Source organism: Blastococcus atacamensis (genome assembly GCF_002938425.1).
Taxonomy (GTDB): domain Bacteria; phylum Actinomycetota; class Actinomycetes; order Mycobacteriales; family Geodermatophilaceae; genus Blastococcus; species Blastococcus atacamensis.
This window is the reverse complement of the sequence record NZ_POQU01000023.1, coordinates 13,968-31,970: the sequence shown is the minus strand read 5'-3', so window position 1 is coordinate 31,970 and position 18,003 is coordinate 13,968. Positions and strand designations below refer to the sequence as shown.

General features: G+C 73.1%; 17 protein-coding genes. 9 read left to right on the top strand and 8 right to left on the bottom strand.

Translation table 11 applies throughout. From position 1 onward, the window contains the following. Positions 1-30: 30 nt before the first annotated feature. The 6 genes from C5508_RS19870 to C5508_RS08015 all read right to left on the bottom strand — a co-directional run bounded on the left by C5508_RS19870 (position 31) and on the right by C5508_RS08015 (position 5,965). Positions 31-186, bottom strand: a complete 156-nt coding sequence (locus C5508_RS19870) for a hypothetical protein (protein ID WP_198597958.1) — start codon at positions 184-186, stop codon at positions 31-33. 11 nt (positions 187-197) lie between these two features. Next, positions 198-935, bottom strand: coding sequence for a class E sortase (locus C5508_RS08035; protein WP_104524421.1), 738 nt, complete (start codon positions 933-935; stop codon positions 198-200). A 75-nt stretch (positions 936-1,010) separates the two neighbouring features. Beyond that, entirely contained in the window at positions 1,011-2,225 is a 1,215-nt protein-coding gene (locus C5508_RS08030; RefSeq protein WP_104524420.1) for an acyl-CoA dehydrogenase family protein, read from the bottom strand. Between the two features lie 88 nt (positions 2,226-2,313). Then, positions 2,314-3,168 (bottom strand): MaoC family dehydratase, encoded by an 855-nt coding sequence (locus C5508_RS08025; protein WP_104524419.1) that lies wholly within the window; start codon positions 3,166-3,168, stop codon positions 2,314-2,316. Further along, positions 3,168-4,538, bottom strand: a complete 1,371-nt coding sequence (locus C5508_RS08020; RefSeq protein ID WP_104524418.1) for a 3-oxoacyl-ACP reductase — start codon at positions 4,536-4,538, stop codon at positions 3,168-3,170. Before C5508_RS08020 ends, C5508_RS08025 begins: the two co-directional genes overlap by 1 nt. Positions 4,539-4,657: 119 nt before the next feature. Next, on the bottom strand, positions 4,658-5,965 hold the full coding sequence (locus C5508_RS08015) for an acetyl-CoA C-acetyltransferase (protein WP_104524417.1): 1,308 nt from the start codon (positions 5,963-5,965) through the stop codon (positions 4,658-4,660). Between the two features lie 60 nt (positions 5,966-6,025). On the opposite strand from C5508_RS08015, the gene C5508_RS08010 reads away from it, so the two are divergent. The 3 genes from C5508_RS08010 (at position 6,026) to C5508_RS08000 (ending at position 9,673) form a co-directional block, all read left to right on the top strand. Further along, positions 6,026-6,769, top strand: a complete 744-nt coding sequence (locus C5508_RS08010) for a TetR family transcriptional regulator (RefSeq protein ID WP_104524416.1) — start codon at positions 6,026-6,028, stop codon at positions 6,767-6,769. Further along, complete coding sequence (locus tag C5508_RS08005) at positions 6,766-8,817, top strand: acyl-CoA dehydrogenase family protein (RefSeq protein WP_104524415.1); 2,052 nt, start codon at positions 6,766-6,768, stop codon at positions 8,815-8,817. The genes C5508_RS08010 and C5508_RS08005 overlap by 4 nt, the downstream gene beginning before the upstream one ends. A gap of 124 nt (positions 8,818-8,941) precedes the next feature. Then, on the top strand, positions 8,942-9,673 hold the full coding sequence (locus C5508_RS08000; protein ID WP_104524414.1) for a trimeric intracellular cation channel family protein: 732 nt from the start codon (positions 8,942-8,944) through the stop codon (positions 9,671-9,673). Positions 9,674-9,679: 6 nt separating this feature from the next. On the opposite strand, the gene C5508_RS07995 is transcribed toward C5508_RS08000, so the two are convergent. Then, entirely contained in the window at positions 9,680-12,418 is a 2,739-nt protein-coding gene (locus tag C5508_RS07995) for a SpoIIE family protein phosphatase (protein ID WP_104524413.1), read from the bottom strand. 165 nt (positions 12,419-12,583) lie between these two features. On the opposite strand from C5508_RS07995, the gene C5508_RS07990 reads away from it, so the two are divergent. The 4 genes from C5508_RS07990 (at position 12,584) to C5508_RS07975 (ending at position 15,948) form a co-directional block, all read left to right on the top strand. Beyond that, positions 12,584-13,684 (top strand): EAL domain-containing protein, encoded by a 1,101-nt coding sequence (locus tag C5508_RS07990; protein WP_104524412.1) that lies wholly within the window; start codon positions 12,584-12,586, stop codon positions 13,682-13,684. Positions 13,685-13,735: 51 nt separating this feature from the next. Next, positions 13,736-13,909 (top strand): DUF1059 domain-containing protein, encoded by a 174-nt coding sequence (locus C5508_RS07985; protein WP_104524411.1) that lies wholly within the window; start codon positions 13,736-13,738, stop codon positions 13,907-13,909. 189 nt (positions 13,910-14,098) lie between these two features. Further along, positions 14,099-14,548 (top strand): HU family DNA-binding protein, encoded by a 450-nt coding sequence (locus C5508_RS20480; RefSeq protein WP_269801775.1) that lies wholly within the window; start codon positions 14,099-14,101, stop codon positions 14,546-14,548. 143 nt (positions 14,549-14,691) lie between these two features. After that, positions 14,692-15,948 (top strand): serine hydrolase domain-containing protein, encoded by a 1,257-nt coding sequence (locus C5508_RS07975; RefSeq protein WP_104524434.1) that lies wholly within the window; start codon positions 14,692-14,694, stop codon positions 15,946-15,948. Positions 15,949-16,025: 77 nt separating this feature from the next. On the opposite strand, the gene C5508_RS07970 is transcribed toward C5508_RS07975, so the two are convergent. Continuing rightward, complete coding sequence (locus C5508_RS07970) at positions 16,026-16,487, bottom strand: MaoC family dehydratase (protein ID WP_104524410.1); 462 nt, start codon at positions 16,485-16,487, stop codon at positions 16,026-16,028. Between the two features lie 70 nt (positions 16,488-16,557). On the opposite strand from C5508_RS07970, the gene folP reads away from it, so the two are divergent. Beyond that, positions 16,558-17,418, top strand: coding sequence for a dihydropteroate synthase (gene folP / locus C5508_RS07965; protein WP_104524409.1), 861 nt, complete (start codon positions 16,558-16,560; stop codon positions 17,416-17,418). Between the two features lie 128 nt (positions 17,419-17,546). After that, positions 17,547-17,972 (top strand): PaaI family thioesterase, encoded by a 426-nt coding sequence (locus tag C5508_RS07960; RefSeq protein ID WP_104524408.1) that lies wholly within the window; start codon positions 17,547-17,549, stop codon positions 17,970-17,972. Positions 17,973-18,003 lie beyond the last annotated feature (31 nt).

The window sequence follows — 18,003 nt, the reverse complement described above, 5'->3', positions numbered from 1 at the left end:
GCCCGGCGCATCTCCCCGCGCCGGGGGGGCTCAGTCGACGGTGACGTCGTTGAAGGGCAGGTGCGGCTCCACCCACGGGAAGACGACGAACAGCAGCAGCGCGCACACCGCCGCGACCAGCACGAGCGCCTGCAGCGTCTTCAGCCCCGTCCCGCCGGGCAGGTGACGCCAGATCCAGCCGTACACGTGTGCTCCCCTCAGCCCTCGAACAGCGCCGGCGGGCCGTCGGGCAGGTCCGCCTTGGGCAGCGCCCCGCCCTCCAGCCGCGCGTGGATGATCAGCCGCTCACGGGCGGAGAACCGCGGATGACAGGTGGTCAGGGTCAGGTACGACCCGGTCGGCCCGGATGCCGCCTGGTTCGGCGTCGGGGCGATGACGTCGACGTCGGCCGGCCGGACGATCTGCCGGCCCGGGATGCCGCTGGGATCGGCGGCGAGATCGCCGGTGGCCGGGTCGCCGAGCACCCGGTAGACGAACCAGCTGTCCGCGGTCTCCACCACGATGGGGTCGCCGGGCCGCATCGCGTCCAGCTCGAGGAACGGTGAGCCCTTGCCGACCCGGTGCCCGGCCAGCGCCACGTTCCCGGCCTCACCGGGCATCGCCGTCCCCTCGTAGTGCCCGGGTCCCTGCGACAGCTCGGCCTCGCTGGTGCCCTCGAGGATGACCCGGGCGTAGTCCTCGCCCAGCCGCGGGATGCGCAGGACGCCGAAGGCGTCGCCGATCTCCACCTGGCGCAGCTGCCGGGTCTCACCCGGCGGCTGCTGCCACTGCTCGCGCAGCTCCTGGGTGAGCTCGTCCTGCCGCCGGCCGGTGAGGTAGTCGGTGACGTACAGCTCGTAGACGACGAAGAGCAGCAGCACCAGTCCGCCGGTGATCAGCACCTCGCCGATCCCCCGGACCACGGACCGCCAGCCGCCCGTCCCCTCGCCGTCCACCTGACTCCCCCGCGTCGTCCGTCTCGTCCGTCTCGTCCGTCTCGTCGCGCCGACTCTAGGCGGACCGATCCGCGATCAGCGGATGTGCACGCCGGAGATCGTGCGGGCGATGACCAGGCGCTGAATCTCCGAGGTCCCCTCGAAGATCGTGTAGATCTTCGCGTCGCGCGCCATGCGCTCGACCGGGTACTCGCGGGTGAACCCGTTGCCGCCCAGGATCTGCATGGCCTTCTCGGTGACCCGGACGGCCGTCTCGCCGGCCACCAGCTTGGACATCGACCCCTCGGCGGCGGTGAACTGCTGCCCGTTGCGCGCCATCCACGCCGCCCGCCACACCAGCAGCCGGGCGGCGTCGATCGAGGTCTTCATGTCTGCGAGCAGGAACGCGATCGCCTGGTTCTCGATGATCGGGCGACCGAACTGCACCCGGGTCTTGGCGTACTCCAGCGCGTAGTCGTAGGCGGCGCGGGCCACCCCCACCGCCTGGGCGCCGACCGCGGGGCGGGTGCGCTCGAACGTCGCCATCGAGGGCTGCGTGCGGCCGCTCTTCTGCCCCTCGCGGGCCCGCGCCAGCCGCTGCTCCAGCTTCTCCTTGCCGCCGAGCAGGCAGTCGCCGGGGATGCGGCAGTCCTCGAGCACGACCTCGGCTGTGTGCGAGGCGCGGATGCCGTGCTTGAGGAACTTCTGCCCCTGCGAGATGCCCCTGGTACCCGGCGGGACGACGAAGCTGGCGTGCCCGCGGGCCTTCAGCTCCGGGTCGACGACGGCGTTCACCACGTGGATGTCGGCGATGCCGCCGTTGGTCGCCCACGTCTTGGTGCCGTTGAGCACCCACTCGTCGGTCGTCTCGTCGTAGACGGCGCGGGTGCGCATCGCGCCGACGTCTGACCCGGCGTCGGGCTCCGACGAGCAGAAGGCGGCGACCTTCGGCTCGGACTCGGTGCCGAACATCGCGGGGATCCACTGCCCGACCTGCTCGTCGGTGCCGTTGGCCCGCACGCTGGCGGCGGCCAGCGTCGTCCCCACGATCGCCAGCCCGATGCCGGCGTCACCCCAGAAGAGCTCCTCCATGGTGAGCGGGATGCCGAGCCCGGACTCGTCGAACCACTGGGTGGCGAAGAAGTCCAGGCTGTAGAGCCCGATCTTGGCGGCCTCCTGCAGCACCGGCCACGGGAAGTCCTCCCGCTCGTCGTACTCGCTCGCCGCCGGGCGGACGACGTTCGCGGCGAACTCGTGCACCCACTTCTGCAGCTCTCGCTGGTCCTCGGTGAGGTCGAACGAGACAGGCATGGGAGGAGTCTTCCTTCAGTCCGGCTCGCTCGTCGGCCCCGTGGGAAGGCTCACTGCGAGCTTGCGAGTGGTGAGAGGAACGGGCCTTCTAGAGCGGGCGGACGGTGGCGAGCAGGTGCTCGGTGCCGCTCTTCGCGTTCCGGACCGCGGCGTCCCAGCCGCCGCCGGTCGCCGCCGTCGCCAGGGTGACCGTCGAGGGGAGGAACAGCGGCTTGCGGAAGCCGACGTCGACGGTGAACGCCTCCGGCAGCCGGTTCTCCACCGCCGCGAGCACGCGGGCCTTGACCCACATGCCGTGCGCGATCGCCCGCTTGAAGCCGAACGCCTTGGCGGTGAGGCCCGACAGGTGGATCGGGTTCACGTCGCCGGAGACCTTGGCGTAGCGGCGTCCCGCGTCGTCGGGGATCCGCCAGGTGGCCACCGGGTGGCCCAGGTCGCCGACGTCCACCGTCACATCGGAATCCGGTGCACCGGCCGGTGCCTTCGCGCCGCGCGCCAGGTAGGTGGAGCGGCTCCGCCACACCTCCGCGCCGCCGGCCGAGACCGACGCGCACAGGTCGACGGTCGCGCCGCTGCGGTGGCTCGCGAACCGCTCCGCCCACACCTCCAGGTCGAGGGTCTCGCCCGAGCCGATCGGCCGGACGGCGTCGATGCGGTTGCGCACGTGCACCAGCCCGGGGAGGGCCAGCGGGAACGCGCGGTCGCTCATCAGCGCCATCTGGAGCGGAAAGGTGAGCATGTGCGGATAGGTCGCCGGCAGCGTGTCGCTGAGCGGGAACCGGCACACCCGGGCGTAGTCGGCCAGGCTCCCGGGCTCGACGGTCACGCCGGTGCGGGCCAGCCGCGTGTCGGGCAGGTCCCCGCCGCGGCCGCGCGCGGTGAGCGCGGCCCTGGCGAAGAGCGCCGCCATGTTCGGCGGCGCGTCCAGCACGGTGGTGCCCATCAGGCGCCCAGCATCGACTGGCCGCAGACCCGCACCGTCTGGCCGTTCACGCCCGCGCTGCCCGGCTGCGACAGCCAGGCGATCGTCTCGGCGACGTCGACCGGCAGCCCGCCCTGCTGCAGCGAGTTGATGCGCGAGCCGACTTCACGGGTGCCCAGCGGCATCTTCGCCGTCATCTCGGTGATGATGAAGCCCGGCGCGACGGCGTTGATGGTCGCGTTCCGCTCCGCGAACTGCGGGGCCCAGGCACGCACCATGCCGATGACGCCGGCCTTGGACGCCGCGTAGTTGGTCTGACCGCGGTTGCCCGCGATGCCCGACTGGGAGGAAACGCAGACGATCCGGGCGCCGTCGTTGAGCACGTCGCCGTCGTCCAGCAGTGCCTGCGTGATGTCCAGCTGCGCCTGCAGGTTGACCGCCATCACCGAGTTCCAGCGGGCGGCGTCCATGTTCACCAGCAGCTTGTCGCGGGTGATGCCGGCGTTGTGCACGACGATGTCCACGCCAGGTCCTACGCCCGCGTGATGCCGCTCGCGCAGGTGCTCGACCAGCCGCTGCGGGGCGTCGGAGGCGGTGATGTCGAGCTGCAGCGCCGTTCCGCCGATCTCGTTCGCGACCTTCGCCAGGCTGTCGCCGGCGGCCGGGATGTCGACGGCGACGACGTGGGCGCCGTCGCGGGCCATGACCTGGGCGATGGCCGCGCCGATGCCCCGGGCGGCACCGGTGACGACGGCGACCTTGCCGGCCAGCGGCTTCTCGGCGTCCTCACCGGTGGGCACGTCGGCCGGCGACAGCGTGAGCAGCTGGCCGTCGACGTAGGCGGAGCGGCCGGAGAGGAAGAACTTCAGCGGGCTGGCGACCGACGCCTCGGCGCCCTCGGGCACGTAGACCGCGTTCGCCGTCGAGCCGTTGAGCAGCTCCTTGCCGATCGAGCGCACCAGCCCGTCGATCGCCTGCCGCGCCGCGGCCTGCGCCGGGGAGTCAGCGGCCTGCGGCGGGTCGGCGAGGATCAGCACGCGGCCACTCGGGCGCAGCCGCTTGATCGCCGGGGCCAGGAAGTCGTGCGCGCTGGCGAGGTCACCGGGCGAGGACAGGCCCGTGGCGTCGAGGACGACGGCGCCGAGCTTCTCCCCGTCGGTCGAGCCGTCGGCCGTCACCGGCGACAGCACTGTCACCCCGGCGTCCTTGAGGACGGCGGAGACGGTGTCGCGCAGCCGGCCCTGGCCGGCCGAGCCGATGACCACCGGGCCCGGCAGCAGCGGCTGTCCAGGCTCGTAGCGGCGCAGCACCGCCGGCCGCGGAAGGCCCAGCTGCTTGGTGATCGTGGTGCCGAAGCCGGAGTTCGCGAAGTTCGTGTACCAGTCAGCCACTGGATGTCCTTCCGGTCGAGTTGCGGTCGTCCGGGTCGAGCCGGGCGGCCGTCCGTGGAGCCGCGCCACGGCGCGGCTCCACGTCAGGTGTCGAGGGTTGAGCCGGTCAGCGGCAGGGATCAGGACTCGAGGATGGCGACGACGCCCTGGCCGCCGGCGGCGCAGATGGAGATCAGGCCGCGCTTGCCCGGACCCGCCTGGTGCAGCGTCTTGGCCAGCGAGGCGACGATCCGGCCGCCGGTCGCGGCGAAGGGGTGCCCGGCCGCCAGCGACGAGCCGTAGACGTTGAGCTTGGAGCGGTCGATCGAGCCCAGCGGGGCGTCGAGGCCGAGCTTCTCCTTGCAGTACGCCGGGTCCTCCCAGGCCTTCATCGTCGCGAGCACCGTGGAGGCGAAGGCCTCGTGGATCTCGTAGAAGTCGAAGTCCTGCAGGGTCAGGCCGTTGCGGGCCAGCATCTTGGGCACGGCGTAGACCGGGGCCATGAGCAGGCCCTCGCCGCCGTGCACGTAGTCGACCGCGGCGGTCTGCGCGTCGACGAGGTGGGCCAGCACCGGCAGGCCCTGCTCGGCGGCCCACTCGTCGGAGGCCAGCAGCACCGCGGAGGCGCCGTCGGTCAGCGGCGTGGAGTTGCCGGCGGTCATCGTGCCCTCGGCGCCGTCGGGGAGGGCACGCCCGAAGACCGGCTTGAGCTTGGCCAGCTTCTCCAGCGACGAGTCCGGCCGCAGGTTCTGGTCGCGGGTGAGGCCGAGGAACGGCGTCACCAGGTCGTCGAAGAAGCCGCGCTCGTAGGCGGCGGCCATGTTCTGGTGCGACCGCACGGTGAGCTCGTCCTGCTCCTCCCGGCCGATCTCCCACTCGTGGGCGGTGAGCTGCGCGTGCTCGCCCATCGCCAGGCCGGTGCGCGGCTCGGCGTTGCGCGGGATCTCCGGGGCGATCATGCCGGGGCGGATCCGCGCGATGGCCTTGAGCCGGTCCTGCAGCGTCTTCGCGCTGTTGAGCGAGATGAGGATGCGGCGCAGGTCGTCGCCCACGGCGAGCGGGGCGTCGGACGTGGTGTCCACGCCACCGGCGATGCCGGACTCGATCTGCCCGAGGGCGATCTTGTTGGCGACCAGGATCGCGGCCTCGAGGCCGGTTCCGCAGGCCTGCTGGACGTCGTAGGCCGGGGTGCTGGCGTCGAGCCGGGAGCCCAGCACCGACTCACGGGTCAGGTTGAAGTCGCGCGCGTGCTTGAGGACGGCGCCGGCGACGACCTCGCCCACCTGCTCACCCTGCAGACCGAAGCGGGCGACCAGCCCGTCGATGGTCGCGGTGAGCATGTCCTGGTTGGACGCCTGCCCGTACGTCGAGTTGGACCGCGCGAAGGGGATCCGGTTCCCGCCGACGATGGCGGCCTTGCGAGTCGCCGGCTTCGAGTTGCTCGCCATGGTGACCTCCGTGGTCGGTGGGGTTGGCCGGTACCGAGGGTACGCGGTACTGTGTGTCACATGAAAGCCGAGGCGGTGAGACGTACGTCGCAGGTCGGTGCCTCGCACGACAAGATCGCGCAGGACAGCGACCCGCGCGACTCGAAGCCGGCCGCTACCCGCGATCGACGGAACTCACGTTGGGACGAGCACCGCCGGGCCCGTCGCGAGCAGCTCGTCCACGCTGCTCTGGCGGCCGTCGGACGGCACGGCGCCGGCGTGGGCATGGAGGAGATCGCGGCCGAGGCAGGCACCAGCAAGACCGTCGTCTACCGGCACTTCGCCGACCGATCAGACCTGCACGTCGCCGTCTGCGGCCGGGTCGCCGCACAGCTCCTGCCCCGGCTGCGCGAGGCGATGGAGAGCAGCGACGACCCGCGCCGGATGACCGCCGCGGCGATCGACACCTACCTGACCTTCCTCGAGGCCGATCCGGAGGTCTACCGCTTCGTCGTCACCCCCCAGCCGGGGAGCGACGCGGTGGACCCCGTCGGCAGCCTCGCCGACCTCGTCGGCGACCAAGCGGCGGCGCTCATGGCCGTGGCCCTCGAACGGGCCGGCCGGAACCCGGCGGCCGCCGGCGCCTGGGGGCACGGCCTCGTCGGGCTCGTGCGCTCGGCCGCCGACTGGTGGCTTCGCGCCGGGCGCTCCATGCTCCGCACCGAACTCACCGCACACCTGACCGAACTCGCCTGGGCCGGAGTGTCCGGCGTCGTGACCCAGCAGCCCGGAACCGGGACCACCGCCACCTTGGAGGAACAGTGACGAGCACCCTTCCCGCGTCGGTCGACCCGAAGGTCCTCCAGGGGACCCTGGACGGCCGATGGGCCCACGTCCGGCGGGACGCCCGCGAGAACCTGGGCGACCGCGACTTCCTGCCGGTGTACGGCGAGTCGATGGCCGAGGCCCGCGAGCGGGTGACCCGGGCGGCCAAGAAGCTGGCCGACTCCGGCCGCGTCGGCTTCGGCTTCCCCAAGGAGTTCGGCGGCGAGGCCGACTCCGGCGCATCGGTGACCTCGATCGAGATGCTCGCCTTCGCCGACCTCTCCCTCATGGTCAAGGCCGGCGTCCAGTGGGGCCTGTTCGGCGGTGCGCTGGAGCTGCTCGGCACGCGCGAGCACCACGAGAAGTACCTGCGCGACGTCATGAGCTTCGACCTGCCCGGCTGCTTCGCCATGACCGAGACCGGTCACGGCTCCGACGTCCAGCAGCTGCGGACGACGTGCGTCTACGACCCCGAGACGCAGACCTTCGACCTGCACACCCCGCACCAGGCCGCGCGCAAGGACTACATCGGCAACGCGGCCAAGGACGGGCGGATGGCCGTCGTCTTCGCCCAGCTGGTCACCCGGGGCAAGAACCACGGCGTGCACGCCTGGCTCGTGCCGATCCGCGACGAGCACGGCAACCCGATGCCCGGCGTCACCATCGGCGACGACGGCGCCAAGGCCGGCCTGCTCGGCGTGGACAACGGCCGGCTGTCCTTCGACCACGTCACCGTGCCGCGCGACATGCTGCTCAACCGCTACGGCCAGGTCGCCGAGGACGGCACCTACACGTCGAGCATCGAGAACGAGACCCGCCGCTTCTTCACCATGCTCGGCACGCTGGTGCGTGGCCGCGTCAGCGTCGGTGGCTCCGCCGGGTCGGCCACGAAGCTGGCGCTGGACATCGCCGTCCGCTACGGCGACGTCCGCCGCCAGTTCGCCGCCCCCGGCGAGGACCGCGAGATCGTCATCAACGACTACCTCGTGCACCAGCGCAAGCTGCTCCCCGCGCTGGCCAAGACCTACGCCCTGCACTTCGCCCAGGGCGAGCTCGTCTCGACCATGCACGACGTGCAGACGGCGGTCCACGTGCACGGCCAGGAGATCGACGAGCAGGCCCAGCGCGAGCTGGAGTCCCGCGCCGCCGGGCTCAAGGCCGCCCAGACCGCGCACGCCACGGCCACCATCCAGATGTGCCGCGAGGCGTGCGGCGGCGCCGGCTACCTGCAGGAGAACCGGCTCCCCCACCTCAAGGCCGACACGGACGTCTTCACCACCTTCGAGGGCGACAACACCGTCCTGCTGCAGCTGGTCGCCAAGGGCCTGCTGACCGGCTACCGGGACGCCTTCGGCTCCCTCGACGGCTGGGGCCGGGTGGGCTTCGTCGCCGACATGGTGCGCGAGACCGTCCTCGAGCGGACGGCGGCGCGTGCGCTCATCCAGCGGCTCGTCGACGCCGTCCCCGGTCGGGACGACGAGGTGCCGATGCTGGACCGCGGCTGGCAGCTCAAGATGTTCGAGTTCCGCGAGAAGCACTCGCTCGAGGGCGCGATCCGCCGGCTGCGGAAGAACTCGACCACCGAGGGCATGGCCCCGTTCGACATGTTCAACTCGGTGCAGGACCACGTGCTCAAGTCGGCGCAGACGCACATCGAGCGGATCGTCCTGGAGGCGTTCGTCGCCGGTGTGGACCGCACCGACGACCCGGCCGCCAAGCAGCTCCTCGACACGCTGTGCGACCTGTACGCGCTCTCCACCATCGAGGCGGACAAGGCCTGGTTCCTGGAGCACGGCCAGCTGACGCCGGCCCGCGCGAAGACGCTGACCTCGACGGTGAACCAGCTGCTCCGCGAGCTGCGGCCGCACCTGGTCACGCTGGTCGACGCCTTCGCCATCCCCGCCGACTGGAAGGCCGCGGCGATCCTCGAGGAGGAGGCCGGCCGCCAGGAGGCCATGGCCGCCCGCGACGCCGAGCTCCGGGTGATCAACGGGGAGACCACGCCCGAGGGCACCGCCACCGACGTCGACGTCCCGCCCGGCCAGTAACGGCCCGAGTGGGCAGTTGCGGTCGCGCGACACGCCGTCTACCGGCGTGTCCCGCGGTGGCAACTGCCCACTCGGCGGGGACGCGGAAGGGGACGGCGAGGCGGGACCGGGAGAATGAGCGGTCGTGGAGATCGTCGCTGCGGCCGAAGCCCTGCACGTGCCGGCCGCCGTCGACCTCACGGCGATCGTCATCGGCGCCCTCACCGGCGGTCTGCTGGCCGCCCGTGAGGGGTTCGCCGTGTCCGGGGTGCTGCTGCTCGCCGTCAGCGGCGGGCTCGGCGGCGGGCTGATCCGCGACGTCCTGCTCGCCGAGGGCCCACCGGTCGCCCTGACCAACCAGGCCTACCTGCCGACGGTCGCCATCACCGCGATGGTGACGTTCTACTTCTCCGGCTGGCTCTCCCGGCTCACCGGGCTCCTCGTCGTCCTGGACGCCGTCACGCTCGGCTTCTTCACCGTGATCGGCGCCCAGAAGGCGCAGCTGGCCGGGCTGCCCAGCGCCTCGGTGGTCTTCGTCGGCACGGTGACGGCGGTCGGCGGTGCGGTCATCCGCGACGTGCTGCTGGCCCAGCGGGCGGAGATCGTGCAGCCGGGCCCCTACAACGCCGTGGCGGCGCTGATCGGCGCCACCGCGCTGACCCTGCTCGCCGGCCCCCTCGGGCTCGACCCGCTGCCGGTGGCGGCCCTGGTCATCGCGCTCGTGGCGGGCCTGCGGGTGTTGTCGGTGTGGCGTGGCTGGGAGGCGCCGGTCGCCGTCGACCTGCCCGAACGCGCCCGCGGACGCCTCGTCCGCCGTCGGCAGCAGCAGGGTCCCCGGCGCCGTGCGGGTTCGGCACTGTTCCGCCGCCGCGACTGAAGCCGGTCAGGCCTCGGGGCGCACGCGCACGGCCAGGACGGCGACGTCGTCCTCCGCGCCGGGCAGGAACATCTGCTCCAGCACGCGGTCGCACAGTTCGCCCAACTCCAGCCCGGCGCACCGGCCCAGCACCTCCAGCAGCTGGTCGGTGCCGGCATCGATGTCGCGGTCGCGCCGCTCCACCAGGCCGTCGGTGTACAGCAGCACCGTGGAGCCGGGCGCCAGGACGGCGACGTGGTCCTCGCGGACGGTCTCCGGCGCCACCCCGAGCAGCAGGTCGGCCTGCTTGCCGTCGAGCAGCACCACGCTGCCGTCGGAGGCCAGCAGGACCGGCGGCGGGTGCCCGGCGTTCGCCCAGCGCAGCCGCATCCGGCCGGCGTCGTCGTCGGTGTCGGGCTCCAGCTGTGCGAGCAGCGCCGTCGCCATCGTGTCCAGCGCCAGGCCCTGGACGGCGCGGTCGAGCTCGGACAGCACCTCGGCCGGGGACCCGCCGCTGGAGTAGCTGATGCCGCGCAGGAGGCCGCGCACCTGCCCCATGGCCGCGGCGGCCCGGGTGTCGTGGCCGACGACGTCGCCGATCGCCAGCACCGTCGTGCCGCCGCGCTGGAGGAAGGCGTCGTACCAGTCGCCGCCGATCTCGGCGCCCTCGGCGGCCGGCACGTACCGCACGACGATCTCGCTGTGCTCCGGCTGCGGTGGGTCGGTGAGCATGCTGCGCTGCAGCGCGTCGGCCAGGTCGCGCTGCTGGCTGTAGAGGCGGGCCTGGTGCAGCGCCAGCCCGGCGCGGCGGCCGATCTCGACGGCGGTGTCGACCTCGGCCGGGCCGAGCGGGCCGCGCTCCTCCCCGGCGAACAGGCCCATCGCGCCGAGCGCCTGGCCGCGGGCCACCAGCGGGACCACCACGCTGGAGGCGGCCCCCAGCCGGGCGAACCGCTCGCGCACGGCGGGATCGGGCAGCGCCCGCGTCACGTGGTCCCAGTCGATGTGCGGCATGAGCACGGGACGGCCGGTCGCGGTGACGGTGCGGGCGGCGGCATCCTCGGTCATCCCCGCCACCATGCCCCGCACGTACTCCTCGACCTCGGGACGGCGGGCGGGGTCGCGGTGGCCGGTGGCGACGTCGTGCAGGCGGCCCTGCTCGTCGGTGACGACGATCCAGCACCAGTCGCCCAGATCGGGCACGACCAGCGAGGCCAGTTGCTCGATCTGCTGGTCGATCTCCAGCGTGCCCGACAGCATCCGGCCGGCCTCGGCCAGGAGCCGCAGCCGCTGGTTGGCCTCGGACATGGCCGAGACTGCGGCGTCGCGCTCCGCGTCGGCCTGCAGCCGGGAGACGCTGAGCGCGATCTGCGCCGCCAGCGCCTCCAGCACCTCCACGTCGTCAGGGACGAACTCGTGGTCCACGGTCCAGACCGCCAGGAAGGTGCCCAGCACCCGCCCCTCGACGCGCAGCGGCACCGCCGCCATGGCCCTCGGCCCGAGCAGCTCCACGACCGGCTGCAGCGCGGGGAAGCGTGTGACCGCCGTGGGCATGTCGCTCAGCAGCAGCCGCCGGCCGTGCCGGGCCACGTGCTGGGCGGGGAGGGCGTCGTCCAGGGGAAGGATGACGCCATCGGCCAGGTCGGGGGCGTCCGGGTGCTCCGCGCGCACGACCGCGAGCAGGTTGCCGGTCATGTGCAGGCGGAGCGGCCCGCCCGGCGCGTCGAAGACGGCGAGCGCGCTGGACTTCGCCCCGAGGACCTGTGCGCCACGCAGCACGACGTCGGCCAGGTGCTCCATTCGGGCGGCGTTGGCCAGTTCGGCGGCGACCTCGGCGACGGCAGCGGCACGCTGTACCGCGGTGAGGCGCTGCTCGGCCTGCCCGCGGGCCTCGGTGATGTCGAGCGCCGTCCCCAGCACCCGCGCGGCCGCACCGGTCGCGTCGGCCACCACGCGGCCGCGCGCCAGGACCCAGCGCACCACGCCGTCCTCGCGCAGGGCGCGGAACTCGACGGTGTAGTCGGCGCGCTGCTCGACGGCGACGCGCATGGCCTCGTCGATGGCGGCGTGGTCGTCGGGGTGGACGTGCGTGGCGAGGACGTCGTCGAGCGAGTTCAGCTCGACCGCGGAGTCCAGGCCGAAGATGGCGGCGCACCGGTCGTCCCAGTGGATGACCTCGGTGCGCAGGTCCCGCTCCCAGATGCCGACGGAGCTGGCCTCCAGGGCCACCTCCAGCCAGGCGCGGGAGGTGCCGACCGCCGACTGTGCGGCGGAGAGCTCCAGCTCGGCCACGACGGAGAGGGCCAGCTGCTCGAGGAGCTCGGCGGCGTCGGCGGACCAGTTCCGGGGTTCCGGGTCGTAGACCGCCAGCGCGCCGATGACCTGTCCGGAGGCCGCGACGAGCGGCGCGCCGAGGTAGGACAGGACCTCTCCCGAGGTGACGGCGGGCAGGTCGCGCACCCGCTCGTCCTCGGCCGCCGCCGGGATGACCAGCGGCACACCCTGGCGCACGGTGATGGCCGACAGCGCCCCGGTCAGCAGCGCCGGGCCGCCCACCATGCCTGCCGGGAGACCGTGCCCGCCGACGACGACGTCGTGATCGGTGAAGAGCGTGACCTTCGCGTGCCCGACCCCGAGGACGCGGGCGGTCAGCGCGGAGAGCCGGTCGAACGCCGCGGGTCCGGGGACCTCGAGCAGCAGCCGACGGGCGGCGGCGACGCGGAGGGCATCGGTGAGCGGGTCGACCGCGGGCTCGGGCGTGGACACCGCGCTCCCTCCGCCGGTCGCGCCCCCCAGCGGGGCGTCGGACCCACATGCTGGCACGCCGGGGCAGCCTCCCCCGAACGGTGGGCGTGGAGCGGCAGGTCCCCCCTCCGGGGGAGGGCACGACGGGGGCTCAAGTCCGCCGGCTCATCGCCCGATGACCTGGGCATGATCGGCACGCGGACGGCCCGCCTCCCTGACTGCCGCCCGCTGCTGGCCGACGCCGACGACCTCACCCTCGTCTTCCAGCCGATCGTGGACCTCGCCGCCGCCTCCGTGGCGGGGTACGAGGCGCTGGCTCGTTTCCCCGGCGCCGCCGGTCCGGACGTCTGGTTCGCCGCCGCCGCCGACGCCGGCATCGCCGCCGAGCTCGAGGCGCTGGCGATCCACAAGGCGCTGGCCGTCGTCGACCGGCTGCCGGCCAACACCTTCCTGACGGTCAACGTCAGCCCCCACCTGCTCGGCGCCGACGTCATCCAGCGCGCCCTGGCCAGCCGGGACGACCTGCGGCGCGTCGTCGTCGAGCTCACCGAGCACACCCCGGTCGACGACCTGACGGCCCTGCTCCGGCAGACCGAGGCGCTGCGCGAGCGCGGAGCGCTCATCGCCCTCGACGACACCGGCAGCGGCTACTCCGGGCTCCAGCAGATGGCCGCCCTGCGCCCGCAGCTGGTCAAGCTCGACCGCGCCCTGGTCGCCGACGTCGACTCCGACCCGGTGCGCGTCGCGCTGGCCGAGATGGTGGGCGAGTTCGCCGGCAAGATCGACGCCTGGCTGCTGGCCGAGGGCATCGAGACGCCCGCCGAGCTGGCCGCCTTCAGCCGCCTCGGCGTCCCGCTGGCCCAGGGGTGGCTGCTCGGCCGCCCCTCCCCGGACTTCCTGCCGCTGGCCCCCGAGGTCGAGCGGCTGGTGCGCACCCAGGTGGCCCGCGCGCGGCTGACCGAGAGCGTCGCCAGCCTCCTGCGCCCGGTGCGCCAGTGCGTGATGGGCGTGGACGAGCTCCCCGAGGTGCCCCCCGCCGTGCTCGTCGGCGAGCACGGCGAGCCGACGGCACTGCTGCTCTCCGACCCGCGGACCCTCGAGGTCCACACGGCTCCGGTGTCGCTGCGCGTCCACCCCTCGACCGACATCGGCGACGCGCTGCAGCGGGCCCTGACCCGACCGCCGGCGCAGCGGTTCGACCCCGTCGTCTGCACCGACCCGGCCGGCTCCGTGCTCGGCCTGGTGCGGATCGAGGACCTGGCGACGGCCGTCCTGGCCGCTCGCTGACCCCTGACCCCGGCGACCGCCCGGCCGCCGGCCCAACCCCTGAGGAGACCCATGAAGCGATTCGCCTGCGGCGACGTCATCCCTGGCTGCGACGCCACCTTCACCGCCCCCGACGAGGGCGGCATCTTCGCGCAAGTGGGGCCGCACGCCGCATCCGCGCACGGCGTCACCGATGTGACCCCGGAGCTGCAGTCCGCCGTCCGGAGCCTCATCCGCACGGCCTGAGTGCCCGGTGGCCCGCTCCCCGCCCCCTGACCCGGGCAGGAGGCGGGCTCCGTTCTGTCCGGGCTCGACACCCTTGCCCGAGGCCGGGCCCCGGAGCGCCGCGACCGTCGACCGGCGTGAGACGGGTGTGACCTCCGTGGTGTTCCGCGGCCCCCTGAGCACCCCCCACTGGCCAGATGACCGGGCGACATGGCAGCGTTCCTCCCGATTCGGCCCCGGCGCACGGGGTCGGATGCCCGGCCCCTGGCGCGCCCCGCGCCGACCCGGGCCCCCACCGGCGCTCCGTGCGCCGGGGGGAACGAGCCGGCTGCGTGCCCAACCCGTGGCACCGCCACCGCCTACGAGAGGAAGCACATGAACAAGGCCGAACTGGTCTCCGCCATCGCCAAGCGCGCCGATGTCCCCGCCTCGACGGTGGACTCCGTCCTGGCCGGGCTGCAGGACGAGCTCGTCGACGCCATCACCCGCGGCGAGAAGGTCGCCGTCTCCGGTCTCCTCACCGTCGAGCGCACCCAGCGCTCCGCGCGGACCGGCCGCAACCCGCAGACCGGTGAGTCGATCGACATCCCGGCCGCCAACACCGTGAAGGTGACCGCGGGCTCGAACCTGAAGAAGGCCGCGAGCTCCGTCCCGGTCTGATCCGGACGGCTCTCCCCGCACTCCCGTCGTCCGCCGCCGGGCGGACGCCGCGACCCTGTGTCCGGGCTCACGACGACGTGAGCCAGGATGCCGGTCGAGGCGTCGCCCGGCGGCGGACGGCGTCCGGAGACCCGGAGGTGGACGTGAGCGACGTTCTGCAGGTGGACACAGATCCGGCCGAGGTCGGTATGGATGCCGGCCGGCTGGCCCGCGTCGACCAGCGGATGGCCCGCTACGTCGAGGACGGCCAGCTCCCGGGCTTCCTGCTGACCGTCGCCCGGCACGGGAAGCTCGTGCACGTCGGCTCCGGCGGCTCCCGGGACGTGGAGAACGGCCGCCCGGTGGAGCTCGACACCCGCTGGCGCATCTACTCGATGACCAAGCCGGTCACCTCGGTCGCGGCGATGATGCTCTACGAGGACGGCGCCTTCCAGCTCACCGACCCGATCTCGCGGTGGCTCCCCGAGTTCGCCGAGAGCCGCGTCTACGTGGCCGGGTCCGACCAGAAGCCGATCACCGAGCCCCTGATGGAGCCGATCCGGGTCTGGCACCTGCTCAGCCACATGTCCGGGCTGACCTACGGCTTCCACCGCGCGACCGTGGCGGACGCGATCTACCGCAACAACGGCCACGAGTGGGGCACCCCGCCCGGTGCGGACTCCGCCGAGGTCTGCCGGCAGTGGGCCTCGATGCCGCTGCTGTTCCAGCCGGGCAGCGAGTGGAACTACGGCGTCTCCACCGACGTCCTGGGCCGGCTGGTCGAGGTCGTCTCCGGGCAGCCGCTGGACGAGTTCTTCGCCGAGCGGATCTTCGCCCCGCTCGGCATGACCGACACCTCCTTCGGGCTCCGCCCGGACGACGACGTCGACTCCCTCGCCCGCCTCTACGCCGCCGTGCCCGGTTCACCGGGCGGCGCGGCGACCGGCTTCGTGCCCATCGACGCCATGGGCGAGGCCGCGCACTCCAAGCCCGCGTTCCTCTCCGGCGGAGGCGGCCTGGTCTCCACGGCCGCGGACTACCTGCGCTTCGTGGAGATGCTGCGCCGCGGCGGCTCCTACGACGGCGGTCGGCTGCTGGGTCCCCGCACGCTGGCGCACATGCTGCGCAACCACCTGCCCGGCGGCCTGGACCTGGAGAGCTCCGGGCGGCCGCTGTTCGCCGAGACGCCGCTGCGGGGGGTCGGGTTCGGCCTCGGGTTCTCGATGGTCATCGATCCGGTGCGCTACGGCGTCGTCTCCAGCGTGGGCGACTACAGCTGGGGCGGCGCGGCCTCGACGGCGTTCTACGTGGACCCGGTCGAGGACCTCACCATCACCTTCTACACGCAGCTGCTGCCCTCGAGCACCCTGCCCATCCGCAACTACCTGCGCCAGCTGGTCAACCAGGCGATCGTCATCTGACGGCCCTGGGGCATGGGAAGCGATACACCCGTTCTCGCGCTCGAAACGGGTGTATCGCTTCCCATGCCTAGGGCCCGTTACAGGTAGCGGCGGTAGACGACGGTGGCGACCATCGCCGGCTTGCTGCCGCCCTCGATCTCCACGGTGACGGCGAGGCTCATCTGGATGCCGCCCTCGAAGGGGGTCGCGGCCTCCATCGTCGCGCCCGCACGCACCCGGCTGCCCACGGGCACCGGCGAGGGGAAGCGCACCTTCTCGGTGCCGTAGTTGACGCCCATGCGGAAACCGCTGATCTCCACGATCTGCGGTACCAGAGAGGGCAGCAGCGACAGCGTCAGGTAGCCGTGGGCGATCGGGCCGCCGAACGGGCTCTCCTTCTTCGCGCGCTCCGGGTCCACGTGGATCCACTGGTGGTCACCGGTCGCGTCGGCGAACTGGTTCACCTGCTCCTGGGTCACCGTCACCCAGTCGCTGTGGCCCAGGTGCCTGCCCACCAGGCCCTGGACCCCCTCCACGCCTTCGGCCGTCGTCTGCGCCATCAGCTCTGCCTCCTCGGGTACGACTACGTTGGCGAACTCCACCACACGCCACGATCGGACGGGGAGCGGGTTGCTGCGACTGGGGGCCCTCGACGTGCCCGACGGCCGGTTCGTGGTGATGGCCATCGTCAACCGCACTCCCGACTCGTTCTACGACCGCGGCGCCACCTACGAGCTGTCGGCCGCCGTCGAGCGGGTGGGCCAGGTGGTGGCCGAGGGCGCGGACATGGTCGACGTCGGCGGCGTGAAGGCCGCACCGGGCGAGGACGTCTCCCCCGCCGAGGAGGTGCGCCGCACGGTCGACCTGGTGGCCGCCATCCGCGCCGCGCACCCCGCGCTGCCGATCTCCATCGACACCTGGCGCGCGGAGGTCGCACGGGAGGCGCTGGCCGCCGGCGCCGACGTCGTGAACGACGCCTGGGGCGGGGTGGACCCGGAGCTCGCCGCCGTCGCGGCCGAGGCCGGGGCCGGGATCGTCTGCACGCACGCCGGCGGGCTGCCGCCGCGCACCCGCCCGCACCGGGTCACCTACGACGACGTCGTCGCCGACATCGTGGCCCGCACGACGGCGCTGGCGTCGGCCGCCGTCGAAGCCGGCGTGGACCGCGACCGGGTCATGGTCGACCCGGGGCACGACTTCGGGAAGAACACCCGGCACTCACTGGAGGCCACCCGGCGCCTGGGCGAGCTGGTGGGGACCGGCTGGCCGGTGCTGATGGCCCTGTCGAACAAGGACTTCGTCGGCGAGACCCTCGACGTCCCCCTCGAGGAACGGCTCACCGGCACCCTGGCCGCGACGGCGGTCAGCGCGTGGCTCGGCGCCCGGGTGGTCCGCGTGCACGACGTCGCCGCCACCCGGCAGACCCTGGACATGGTGGCCTCGATCCAGGGGACGCGACCGCCGGCGCGCACCGTCCGCGGGCTGGCGTAGAGCGCTGACGATCAGGTGACCTGATCATCATGGGTCCTGGATCACGGTCGACGGTGATCCAGGACCCCGCACGGTGAGCCAGGATCCAGGCGGACCGGCGGGGCCGACGGCGGCTAGGTTCCCCTTCCATGGCCGCAACCGGGTTCCACACCGCCGACGAGCTCAACGACCTGCTGCCGGGCACCTTCCCCGGCCTGCTCGGCATCGTCGTCGACACCCACGAGCCCGGGCGGCTGACCTCCCACCTCGACATCCGCCCGGAGCTGCTCGCACCCAACGGGTACCTGCACGCGGGCACCGTGGTCACGCTGGCCGACACCAGCTGCGGCCTGCCGACCCGGGCGCTGCTGCCGGAGGGGTCCAGCGGCTTCACCACCATCGAGCTCAAGAGCAACCACCTCGGCACCGCGCGGGAGGGCCGCATCGCCTGCACCGCGACCAACGCGCACGCCGGGCGGACGACGCAGGTGTGGGACGCCGTGGTCACGAACGCCGACTCCGGGAGGACGATCGCGCTGTTCCGCTGCACGCAGTCGGTGCTCTGGCCCCGCTGATCGGGCGAACCCCCTTGTGAGCGGGGACACG

Bases quoted from the DNA above. Each gene is read 5' to 3' on its own strand.
- C5508_RS08030 (WP_104524420.1), bottom strand. From the start codon at position 2,225: ATGCCTGTCTCGTTCGACCTCACCGAGGACCAGCGAGAGCTGCAGAAG.
- C5508_RS08015 (WP_104524417.1), bottom strand. From the start codon at position 5,965: ATGGCGAGCAACTCGAAGCCGGCGACTCGCAAGGCCGCCATCGTCGGC.
- C5508_RS07960 (WP_104524408.1), top strand. From the start codon at position 17,547: ATGGCCGCAACCGGGTTCCACACCGCCGACGAGCTCAACGACCTGCTG.
- C5508_RS08010 (WP_104524416.1), top strand. From the start codon at position 6,026: ATGAAAGCCGAGGCGGTGAGACGTACGTCGCAGGTCGGTGCCTCGCAC.
- C5508_RS20480 (WP_269801775.1), top strand. From the start codon at position 14,099: ATGGCAGCGTTCCTCCCGATTCGGCCCCGGCGCACGGGGTCGGATGCC.
- C5508_RS07990 (WP_104524412.1), top strand. From the start codon at position 12,584: ATGATCGGCACGCGGACGGCCCGCCTCCCTGACTGCCGCCCGCTGCTG.
- C5508_RS07985 (WP_104524411.1), top strand. From the start codon at position 13,736: ATGAAGCGATTCGCCTGCGGCGACGTCATCCCTGGCTGCGACGCCACC.
- C5508_RS08025 (WP_104524419.1), bottom strand. From the start codon at position 3,168: ATGGGCACCACCGTGCTGGACGCGCCGCCGAACATGGCGGCGCTCTTC.
- C5508_RS07970 (WP_104524410.1), bottom strand. From the start codon at position 16,487: ATGGCGCAGACGACGGCCGAAGGCGTGGAGGGGGTCCAGGGCCTGGTG.